This window comes from Candidatus Magnetobacterium casense, assembly GCF_019173545.1.
Classification (GTDB): Bacteria; Nitrospirota; Thermodesulfovibrionia; order Thermodesulfovibrionales; family Magnetobacteriaceae; genus Magnetobacterium; species Magnetobacterium cryptolimnobacter.
Genome location: NZ_JABXWD010000089.1, coordinates 1 through 11167, shown reverse-complemented (window position 1 = coordinate 11167; position 11167 = coordinate 1). Strand labels below are relative to the sequence as shown.

Sequence of the window (11167 nt, the reverse complement as noted above, 5' to 3'; positions counted from 1 at the left end):
TGTGTAATAGTTCACCCCCCTAAGGAGAAGGAAAGAAAGGGGCGGCTCCGCTTCTTGTCGCTCCAGGAGGGGGCAGCGACCCCCGGCTTAGTAGGGGGCTGGCCCCCTTGCAGGGGGTTCTGAAGGGGGCCAGGAGCGCATTGAGCCGGGGGGCGCTGCCCCCTCCTGGAGCGACAAGAAGCGGAGCCGCCCCTTTCTTTCCTTCTCCTTAGGGGGGTGAACTATTACACAGGAAGTAATTTTTTCCAGGCCAAATGCGATTACCATAACCGGCTTCGGTCTCTCTTTCAGTATGTATGTCATTTGTGATAGTATAAGATCAAAAAAAAAGAAACAGGAGAGACGATGATGACACAGATGCACATAGAGGGTCTTTACGAGATAATCCCGCTTCGTGAGTTCAGGAACACGCCACAGGTCAAGTTTCATATGGCCCCGTTGCAGCGGCTGCCCCGGATCGATTCGGTTGACCGGGTGGAGCACGGGCCAAATGCGCAGTCACCTACCATCCAGGGTGATGTGCGCTCCCTGTGGTACTACCACAAGGCCCAAACGGACAACCTCCTGGTGTTTAAGGGTTCCCGGGTTACGCAACTGTATACGCCCAAGTACGGCAAGGTTGAGGCCGTCGAAGTAACCGCAGACAACATCAAAAAGGACGGGCAACTGCTCTACGAAGGTCCTGCAATGCTTGCCTGGCCCCCGGGCGTCTTTCATCGGGTCTGTAGCGGACCGGAGGGGTCATTGTCGCTGAACTTTGCCATCCACCACGAGGGGTTTTCGCTGGAGGATAACTTCGATATATACGAGGTAGACGTCGAAGGGGCCACCTACAGACTTGTCAGACATGGGCATACAGACCAGAAATAAAGAGTTGTACCCTCGGGGGGGGGAGGAAAACTGCGTTGGCAGGGCAATCCCCCGGGGGTGATTAAAAAAAATTGCCACTGCAAAAAATAATGAATTGCAAATTGAGACCAAATGTTATATCATAGTAACTAAAATTTAGAGACTAAGGAGTGTAAGTGCATTATTTTACCTACAAAAATAACCTCTTGCATGCAGAGGACGTACCAGTGACAACGCTTGTGCAACAGTACGGGACACCTCTTTACGTCTACAGCTACAACACCCTGCTGAGGCATTTCAAGGCATACGACGAGTCCTTTAAGGACTTTCCGCATCTTGTGTGCTTTGCCCTGAAGGCGAACTCCAACGGAACAGTGCTTAGGATATTTGGAGAGCTGGGCGGGGGGGCAGACATAGTCTCCGGGGGTGAGCTATACAGGGCAAGAAAGGCAGGTATCCCGCCCAAGCGCATTGTCTATGCCGGTGTCGGCAAGCGGGACGATGAGATACGCTATGCCCTCTCTGAGGATATCATGATGTTCAACGTGGAATCGGAGCAGGAGCTTGCGGCTATTGACAGGATAGCCGGTGAGTTTGGTGTGAAGGCCCCCGTAGCGCTGCGTGTAAATCCCGACATAGACCCCGGTACCCATCCCTACATATCAACGGGATTAAAGGAGAACAAGTTCGGGATTCCCTTTGAGCAGGCCCTGGAGTCCTACAAGCAGGCCAACAAGTTGAAAAACATCTCCGTGGTGGGAATCCACAAGCACATTGGTTCACAGATAATCAGTCTGGCGCCGTTTCTTGACTCGCTCAACCGGCTTGTTGCCCTGATCGATTCGCTCAAGGAGGAGGGCATAGACGTTAAGTACCTCGACATTGGCGGCGGGCTGGGCATACAGTACCTCGATGAGATACCCCCTCACCCCTCGGAGCTTGCCGATAAGATAATACCGATCCTGCAAGGGAGGGACATCACGGTGGTAATGGAGCCGGGAAGGACGTTGGTTGGCAATGCGGGCATCCTTATCACGGAAGTCCTGTACATCAAGAAGGGCCACGACAGGGAATTTATGATCGTTGACGCCGGCATGAACGACCTTGCACGGCCCGCCATGTATGGGGCATATCATCACATCATGCCCGTGCATAAGCGCAAACGCAAGACGGTCTTTGCCGACGTGGTTGGTCCTATCTGCGAGTCGGGTGATTTCCTGGGCAAGGACAGGGAGATACAGGCGCTGGTTCCCGGCGAGTATGCAGCCATTATGAGTGCGGGGGCATACGGATACTCCATGAGTTCAAACTACAACAGCAGACCCAGGGCCGCCGAAGTCCTCGTCAGGGGGGCCGAACACTACCTCGTGCGCAAGCGTGAGTCTTTTGACGACCTGCTGAGACACGAGGTCGTACCGGAGTTTCTGAAGAACCCGCCTGAAGAACCCATATGATACATAGGTTACGGTTTCAGTGAAGATAGACTTTGTTAAAATGCACGGGCTTGGCAACGACTTTATCCTCGTTGATTGCCTCAGACAGGTGCAGTTGCAGGCCCTTACGGGTCACGACTGGCAGTCGATGGCGCCAGGACTCTGTGACAGGCGTTTTGGCGTGGGGGCTGACCAGATACTCTTGCTCCTGCCCTCATCGACAAGCGATTTCCGGATGAAGATATACAACGCCGATGGCTCCGAAGTAGAAATGTGCGGCAACGGCATCAGGGCGTTAGCAAAATACGTATGGGACGAAGCCCTCTCCGTCAACGACCCCCTGGCAATTGAAACCCTTGCAGGCGTGATCAGGCCCCAACGTGCAGGCGACCTCATATGCGTTGACATGGGCATTGCGCAGTTAGAGGTAAGCTCCATAGCGGTGGATTCCGTTGGCGGGGTCATCGGATATCCCTTAGAGGTCGCAGACAGGGTGTTTGAGATAACCCACGTTTCGATGGGCAATCCACACACGGTCATTCTAACGGGGGACGTTGACGGTTTTCCTGTTGCCCGGTACGGCCCGTTGATTGAAACCCACAAGCTATTTCCAAACAGAACCAACGTTGAATTCATCGAGGTGTTAAGTCGCACGGAGGTACGGATGCGCGTATGGGAGCGCGGTGCGGGTGAGACGCTTGCCTGTGGCACGGGGGCATGTGCCGTGGCCGTGGCAACCAGTATAAAAGGCCTTACCGACAGAGCGGTCACGGTACATCTGAGGGGTGGCAAACTCCACATAGAATGGCGACAATCTGACGGCCACGTCTACATGACCGGCTCCGCCACAAGGGTCTTCAACGGTAATGTTTAACCTTATCATCACAGGAATATTTACAGGGAGAATTTTTCAATGTATCCTTGCCATTGCCTCGCCCATTCTCAGTGCGATAAAGCCTGCTATGACGCTGCCTATCACGTTTAACGCCGCAAGGACGAACTTCCCGTCACTGACAAGCACACCGGTTTCATGCTCAAAGGTCGAAAAGGTGGTGTATGCCCCCAGGAAACCTGTGACAAGGAGCATTCTCCACTGCGGATTTACAATCAGCCGCTCCGTAAAGAGTACCATCAACAGGCCAATCAGGAAGCTGCCGCTGACGTTGATAACAAACGTGCCCACGGGAAACCCCCTGCTGTAGCGCTGAATAAACCAGCCGGCCAGCATGTAACGGGCAATGGCACCAAAAAATCCGCCTATACCCACAATCAAATAGTTCATCATACTTTCGGGTTACTTGAAATATTATACACCTATTTGTTACTATCTTGTAAATGACTATTTGGTATGAACATAAAACTCTTACCGCGTGTAAAAGCTGCCGGCAAGAACAAGGACATAGATGAAGAAGCATGATGCAATGTTTGCGACAGATCAACAGATCAACTGTGAGAGTAAGGAGGTAGGATGCTGTTTAGCAAGTTTTTGGGATTGTTCTCCAATGATCTGGCGATAGACCTGGGGACAGCCAATACACTGGTATATGCAAAGGGCAAGGGCATTGTCTGTGATGAACCTTCGGTGGTGGTCATGAGACAGGACAACAAGAAGGTGGTGGCAGTGGGGGCAGAGGCCAAGAGGATGCTGGGCAAGACCCCGGCCAATATTATGACAATCCGGCCAATGAAGGACGGTGTCATAGCAGACTTCAATGCCGCCGGTGAGATGCTCAAGTACTTTATAAAGAAGGCGCACAACCGCAAGAGCTTTGTCTCTCCGCGTGTGATAATAGGCGTGCCATCGACGATTACGCTCGTGGAGCAGCGCGCGGTGAAGGAGGCAGCAGAGGCCTCCGGGGCACGTGAGGTCTACCTCATTGCGGAAACAATGGCAGCGGCAGTGGGCGTTGGACTACCCATCGACGAACCCTACGGCAACATGATAGTAGACATCGGAGGGGGCACTACCGATGTGGCCGTTATTTCGATGGACGGCATCGTCTACAGTAAGACGGTCAAGGTCGGCGGTGATAAGATGGACGAAAAGATAATCGTACACGTCAAGGAGAGATACAACTTCATGATAGGCGACAGGACAGCCGAACAAATAAAAATAGAGATCGGTTCTGCCTACAAGATAAACGGAGAGGAAAGTACCATAGACGTCAATGGCAGAGACCTCATATCAGGTATCCCCAAGACGGTCACCATCCGGGAAAACGAAATAAGAGAGACACTCAGCGATCCCGTAAGCATAATAATTAGCACGATAAAGGTGGCGCTCGAAAACACCCCCCCGGAGTTGGCCTCTGACATCGTGGACAACGGCATCGTGCTTGCCGGCGGCGGTGCGCTGCTGCGTGGGCTTGACTCTCTGATCATCAAAGAAACCGGCTTGCCGGTCATTGTGCCGGAGACGCCGCTGACGGCTGTTGTCATGGGTGTTGGCAAGATGCTGGAGGACCTGTCGTTGCTCAGGAGAGTTGCCGTTACCTGATGGTAAAAAAAAAGTCGCTTTACTATTTCTATATATATTCCTTGTCACGGTGCTGATGTCTTACCAGAGAATCAGTGGCCCTGTAAGGCCACTCTTTTATCTGAGATATCCTGTGCAATACCTCAATGAGGCCATGTACAACATAATCAAAAAGGTTAAAGAACCGTTTGTTACAATGATAGTTTTGAAACAGGACAATGTACGCCTCAGACAAGAGCTGCAGACGTTGCTGCTGCTACAGGAGGCATTTAAGGAGCAGGTACAGGAAAATAACAGATTGAGGCAGTTGCTTGACCTCAAGGACGTCACCCCCGGCTATGTCACCACGGCCAGGGTGATAGGTAAAAACCCCAGCGCCTGGTCACAAACAATGCTCATTAACAAGGGGGCACTACAGGGGATAAAGAAGGGCATGGCGGTGAGGTCTTCAAAGTGTCTCATTGGCAAGGTGATGCAGGTTGACAAGCACCACTCCACGGTCTTGCTAATAACAGACGTACATTCGTCGGTGGCGGTGAAGGTGCAGACAAACCGCTTGGAGGGGGTTGTCTCCGGCACGGGGCAGAGCCTGTGTACATTAAAATACATACCACAGGATGCAACCATAAAGGAAGGAGATGCCTTGATTACCTCCGGCTACGATGCCATATACCCACCAGGCATACCCGTGGGCAATGTAAGCTCAGTGGAGAGGTCGCAAACGGGGATGTTTCTCGACATTGAGGTTACGCTCTGTGCCACCCCTTTTAAGGTTGATGAGGTAATGATAATTGACAGGACAGACGATGCAAGCACGGGTTATTAAGGACAATGCGTTGTGGCTGCTCCTTGTGATATCTGCCATTGTCGTTGATGAAAGTTATTTTTTTGAGTACCGGTTTAATTTTACACTCCTTGTAGTGTTCTATCTTGGGGTTAAGTGGAACATATCGAGTACGTTTCTCTGGGCCTTTGTGGTAGGACTGGTACTTGACAGCATATCGATGAGACTGATAGGACCTAATATACTCTCAAAGGTCACAGTAGTCTTTTTGACGCATTTCTTCAAGACGGGGATATTCAACCTTGCCTCGATGTTAGGTGCGATTCTGTGTTTTTTCTTTACGATAATCGATGCCGGCATAGTGTATACGTCCTTGTCGCTTTTTGATGTCAGGCCAACTCAGCCTGTGACGGCCTTCAATTTGATATTGTTTCAGGCCATTACAAACAGCATAATGGCCTATTTCCTGTTTGACAGGGATGAAAGTGAGGAGCAGGTGTGATGCAGATAAACAGAGAGTATTTTATCAGATTCACGAATGTGGTAATATATGCGGTAATCGGTATATTTACGTTGTTGTCTCTGAGGCTGTATTACATGCAGATACTCAAGGGCAGCGACTACAGGGATGCGGCGGATTCTAACCGTGTGCGAGTGGTGATGCTGCCTGCCCCGCGCGGGACCATCTATGACCGCAGCGGTGTTGCACTTGCAACAAACAAACCCTACTTCTATGCCTCCGTGATGCCCGGTACAAAGGGGCTGGACACCAAGGCCCTTGCCGCCTTGCTGGAGATGGATGAGGCAAAGCTGCAGCAAAGGCTCAAGCGGGAAGATAAGGCGGTCTTTAACACACTGGTGCTCAAGGAAGGTCTCAGCTTTCAGGACGTCCAGCGCATAGAGGCAAGAAGGTCAGACTTCCCAGGTGTAATCGTAGAGACCAGCCTGACGCGCAACTATGTCTACGGCGGCGTTGGTTCACACATAATTGGTTATCTGGGCAAGCCTACGAAGACGCAGTTGCAGGATGACTACAGCGAAGATATCACCCCCGATACCTTCGTCGGGCAGTGGGGGGTGGAGATGCTGTATGATAAGAAGTTACGGGGTATACCCGGTAAACAGATAATAGAGGTTGACGCACTCGGCAGACAACTGAAGGTTCTGGAATACATCAAGCCGGAGATGGGAAGCGACATTACTCTGAGCATTGACATAGAACTACAAAGTATCGCCGAGGAGTTGTTCAATGGGAGGACTGGCGCTCTTGTGGCCATAGCGCCGGACAGTGGAGAGGTGCTGGCCCTCGTCAGTCTTCCCTCTTTTGATCCGAATGACTTTGTCATGGGCATAGATTCGGATAAGTGGGCCCTGCTGAACAAGGACAAGCAGACCCCGTTACTGAACCGGGCGATGCAGAGTGCCTATCCTCCGGGGTCGATATTTAAACCGCTGGTGGCGATAGCGGGTCTACAGGAGGGGGTTATATCACCGGAGTTTGATCTTTTTTGTGACGGTGCGCTGGAATATGGCAGTTGGTCGTTTGGTTGCTGGAAGCGGCATGGACACGTTGCGCTGCACAGGGCATTGGTGGAGTCCTGCGACATGTACTTCTACGAGGTTGGTAAGCGTCTTGGCATAGACCGGATTGCCAGGTACGCCAAGGGCTTTGGACTGGCACAGAGGACCAACCTGGGTATTGCCGGCTCCCTTGAAAGAGAGGGTGTGATGCCCTCTGTGGCGTGGAAAAGGAAACAGCTTGGAAAGCCCTGGTTCCTGGGGGAGACGTTTATATCCTCTATCGGACAGGGGTTTGTCTCTGTAACGCCAATGCAGGCGGCAATTATGACCTCCATGATCGCCAACAACGGTATAAGATACCCCATTTCGATATTGAAAGAGTCTTCCCCTCCTGTTGCCCTGAATAGGCTTGATATAAGCCAGGAACACTTTGCCGAGGTCAAGCGGGCACTCTATGGCGTTGTAGATGAACCAGGAGGCACCGGCTCTGCCGCCAGAAGTTCCATGGTCGGGATAGCTGGAAAGACCGGTACGGCACAAGTCATAAGGGGCAGAGTGAAGAGCGAACATCAAAAGGAGGAATTCAGAGACCACGCTTGGTTTATAGCATTTGCCCCCTATGAAAATCCCACCATTGCCCTGGCCATCATCGTTGAGCACGGCGGACATGGCGGCAGTGCTGCGGCTCCAGTTGCCAAGGGCGTCATAGAGACATACATCAATAAAAGCGGCTACACGCCATCATTATAGCCACATTGTCTTATGCCTCTGCCGCGGATTAACAGAAAGTATCTCAAGCTCTTTGACTGGTACACGCTGTTGTTGTTGCTGATTATCAGTCTTACCGGGGTGTTGACCGTATACAGTGCCACAAGACCGATACTGTCCTCCCTGCAACCCAACTACTATCTCAAGCAGCTCTTATGGATTGCAATAGGTCTGGTGTGTCTCTTTGCGATGGTCCTGTATGATTATGTGTGGTTAAAGAACTTTGCCTACGTTCTGTATATCTTTGGCCTTTTGATGTTGGTACTGGTCTTAATTGTGGGCAGGAGTGGTTTAGGTGCCCAGCGGTGGTTTGATCTGGGGATATTTAGTTTTCAGCCTTCGGAGTTATTCAGGGTGATCCTCATTATTGCGATAGGCAAGTATATGAGTTCGGTTAAGGGGCAGCTTACAAAGTGGACTTTTATCTCTTCGTCGGTCATATTTGGCCTTATTCCTTTTACCTTAATCATAAAGCAGCCACATCTGGGAACTGGATTGATCTTGTTGGCAACGTATTTCTTTATGGCGTTGTCCAAGAAGATAGAGAAGCGTATTGTCACCACCCTGGTGGTTGCCGTGGTACTGTTGACCCCGCTGTTGGGCAAGCCCATATGGAATAACCTCAAGGATTATCAAAAAAACAGGATCGTGGCCTTTGTCGATCCATCGCGAGACCCCAGGGGAATTGGTTATCAGATAGAGCAGTCCAAGATCACCATAGGCTCTGGTATGATCCTTGGCCGTGGCTATCTGAAGGGGACACAGGGGCCATTGAAGTTTCTGCCCGAAAAGCATACGGACTTCATCTTTTCGGTCTTTGCTGAGGAGTGGGGGTTTGCCGGCAGCCTGGTGATATTTTCACTATACCTGTTATTGTTCCTGCGTGGGATTGACACCGCCATTAAGGCAAAGGACGACTTTGCAAGTTATGTAGCCATTGGGATCACGTTTATGTTGTTTCTGTATTTCCTGATCAACATCGGGATGGTTATCGGTGTGATGCCGGTAGTGGGGGTGCCGATACCTCTTATGAGCTACGGGGGTACATCTATCGTGACGAATTTCCTGGCAGTTGGCATATTAATAAATATTCGTATGAGGAGACTGGTATTGCTTTGAAATATATGTTATAATAGAAATCGTAATGGCGGTGTAGCTCAGTCGGTCAGAGCATGCGGCTCATATCCGCAGTGTCCGGGGTTCAAATCCCTGCACCGCCATTTTATACGGCTTAAACCCGCCTAAATCAAGGCTTTCGCCTCCCGCCAAATCCCAGGAGCTTCGGTGGTCCACAGACTGGTACACAGATTGTAAATCCGACTCGCCCTGCACCCCCTCCAAAAACCCTCTTCGGTGGCCCTGATGAAAAACCTCACCTCATACAAGGGCTGCTACTATCTACGGGTAAGAGTTCCTGTACGGCTACAAAAATACATAGGGTATAAATTCCTGAGAAAATCCCTTGGTACCAAAGATATAAAGCTTGCAAAGATAGCATGTAAAGCTCTAACGGCAAAAATAGAAGAACTGTTTACTTTTACAAGGATTATGAACGATACACAGATAAAAGAGATGGTAAAGGAGTTTGTTAAGAACTACCTCTATAGAACTGAGGCTTATCGCAGTCAGTACGGAGAAATCCCCCCTGATGTAGTAAAGCACTTAGCTGATTTTAAAGGATACTTCGCTGATAAAATCAAAGGCTATCTCGCTACAAACCAGGTAGGAAACATTCGTGGCTTTGTAGATATGTATTTAGAAGAGAAAGAAATTAACCTGGATAGCGATTCACCTGAATATAAAAAACTAACCCGTGAGTTTGCTAAAGCCCTTATTGAGATATATAAAATCGAGAAAGAGCGTGTGCTTGGGAATTACAATAACGAGTACGATAATTTTTTCAAAGAACTAATAAAAAGAGAGGAGAAGGAAGAAGACCCACTAGTGGTGATCATCCCTCCTGAATTGAGTACCAGATTAATAGGAGGCCCAGTAAAAATAGAACCTGCACCTGATAAGGTTGCCCCCTCTGGTAAACTCCTTAACGAGGTAATAGAGGAGTTTAAGGCAGAGAAGAATGCATCAAAATCTTGGAATGAAAAGAATGCTTACGAGCTAAACTTGTTTTATGCAAATCTCCCAGAAATCATAGGTAATAAGCCTGTTAAGGACTATACGAAGTCGGACTTCACTAATTACTCGAACTTGCTTCATAAATTTCCAAAGAATGTAACGAAGATGCCTGAATATAGAGGCAAAACCATGACAGAGATTGTGAAGATGATTAAAGACAGTAACATTGGAGATAAAGAGACCATTAGCACCAAGACGATAAACAAATATCTCGTGCAAGTAAATATGCTGTTTGATTTTGCCAAGAGGCAAGGATACATAAACATCAACTTTTGTGAAGGGTTATCTGTAAAAGATAGGAGGAAAGACAATGAGCAAAGGGAGACCTATGACGAGAAGGATTTAGAGGCCCTGTTTAATTCCCCTGTATATAAAGTAAGAGAGACTATAGATACATACCCAGAAAGGTGGTGGATACCTCTGATAGCCTTATTTTCTGGAATGAGGTTGTCTGAGATCGCCCAGTTGCATAAGGAAGACATAGTTGATATTGATGAAATCAAGTGTTTTGATATTAACAACAAGGGCGATAAAAGTGTCAAGACAAAGGACAGTAGCAGAATTGTTCCTATTCCCCCTGTTATTCTGGAGTTAGGGTTTATAAAATACATAGAAACTGTCGATCATAAGCAGGTATTCAAGAATTTGAAGAAGGGGAGAGATGGCTATGGGCACACCTTCACTAAGTGGTTTGACAAGTACAATAGGCTGCATGTCACTACCAACAAGAAACGGGTGTTTCATTCGTTTCGGCATACGTTTATAGACAATCTAAAGCAGCAGCAGGTTGATAAAAATGTCATGGCGGAAATAGTCGGTCACTCTAACAATTCTATTACGCTGGGGAGATATGGCAAGGATTATAACGTGCGAATAAAATACGAGACAATAGAGAAGGTGAGGTATAATGTGGTGCTACCGGAGAGTCCGTTTGTGGGGCCTTAGTGATGGGATGGGTATTTGGGAGTATCTTTACAGGGCCTTGTTCTGTTCGTTGGTTGAAGACGCTTTCCGAGGATGTTTTTCATATATGGCCGCTGTAAAAACACATGGCCTTGCTAAAATACTATATCATGGGCAGGATATTTTTATAGCCGACATTCCGCATACCCTATAGTCCATCAAATATTTTATAATTTATACGGCATGCTGTTGGCATTGCCAAGTTGTATAAAAAATAAGAGATTTGAGGATTAAAAAGAT

The 11167-nt window shown here is 49.0% G+C and carries 10 protein-coding genes and 1 tRNA gene; 10 read left to right on the top strand and 1 reads right to left on the bottom strand.

The genetic code is table 11. The annotated features are described in order from the left end of the window. Nucleotides 1–345: 345 nt before the first annotated feature. From HWQ67_RS06740 to dapF, 3 genes are all read left to right on the top strand, one after another. Nucleotides 346–870, top strand: a complete 525-nt coding sequence (locus HWQ67_RS06740; RefSeq protein WP_218251914.1) for a hypothetical protein — start codon at nt 346–348, stop codon at nt 868–870. Between the two features lie 155 nt (nt 871–1025). Continuing rightward, nucleotides 1026–2303, top strand: coding sequence for a diaminopimelate decarboxylase (lysA, locus tag HWQ67_RS06735; protein ID WP_218251913.1), 1278 nt, complete (start codon nt 1026–1028; stop codon nt 2301–2303). Between the two features lie 19 nt (nt 2304–2322). Beyond that, the gene (dapF, locus tag HWQ67_RS06730) at nt 2323–3156 is read left to right on the top strand and encodes a diaminopimelate epimerase (RefSeq protein WP_218251912.1); all 834 of its coding nucleotides are present in this window, start codon (nt 2323–2325) and stop codon (nt 3154–3156) included. A gap of 36 nt (nt 3157–3192) precedes the next feature. Here the strand turns inward: dapF and crcB are convergent, their stop codons facing one another. Continuing rightward, nucleotides 3193–3567: a fluoride efflux transporter CrcB gene (gene crcB / locus HWQ67_RS06725; protein WP_218251911.1), complete on the bottom strand. Its 375-nt coding sequence runs from the start codon at nt 3565–3567 to the stop codon at nt 3193–3195. A 183-nt stretch (nt 3568–3750) separates the two neighbouring features. Between crcB and HWQ67_RS06720 the strand changes: the two genes are divergently transcribed. From HWQ67_RS06720 to HWQ67_RS06690, 7 genes are all read left to right on the top strand, one after another. Then, a complete protein-coding gene (locus tag HWQ67_RS06720) occupies nt 3751–4779 on the top strand; it encodes a rod shape-determining protein (protein WP_304413896.1) in 1029 nt (342 codons plus the stop codon). A 112-nt stretch (nt 4780–4891) separates the two neighbouring features. Continuing rightward, nucleotides 4892–5584, top strand: coding sequence for a rod shape-determining protein MreC (gene mreC / locus HWQ67_RS06715; RefSeq protein ID WP_218251910.1), 693 nt, complete (start codon nt 4892–4894; stop codon nt 5582–5584). Then, nucleotides 5565–6044 (top strand): rod shape-determining protein MreD, encoded by a 480-nt coding sequence (gene mreD, locus HWQ67_RS06710; RefSeq protein ID WP_218251909.1) that lies wholly within the window; start codon nt 5565–5567, stop codon nt 6042–6044. The genes mreC and mreD overlap by 20 nt, the downstream gene beginning before the upstream one ends. After that, entirely contained in the window at nt 6044–7813 is a 1770-nt protein-coding gene (gene mrdA / locus HWQ67_RS06705) for a penicillin-binding protein 2 (protein ID WP_218251908.1), read from the top strand. Before mreD ends, mrdA begins: the two co-directional genes overlap by 1 nt. Before the next feature lie 12 nt (nt 7814–7825). Further along, nucleotides 7826–8950: a rod shape-determining protein RodA gene (gene rodA, locus HWQ67_RS06700; protein WP_218251907.1), complete on the top strand. Its 1125-nt coding sequence runs from the start codon at nt 7826–7828 to the stop codon at nt 8948–8950. Between the two features lie 27 nt (nt 8951–8977). Beyond that, nucleotides 8978–9051 (top strand) — tRNA-Met (locus HWQ67_RS06695). A 142-nt stretch (nt 9052–9193) separates the two neighbouring features. Continuing rightward, nucleotides 9194–10909 (top strand): site-specific integrase, encoded by a 1716-nt coding sequence (locus HWQ67_RS06690; RefSeq protein ID WP_218251906.1) that lies wholly within the window; start codon nt 9194–9196, stop codon nt 10907–10909. Nucleotides 10910–11167 lie beyond the last annotated feature (258 nt).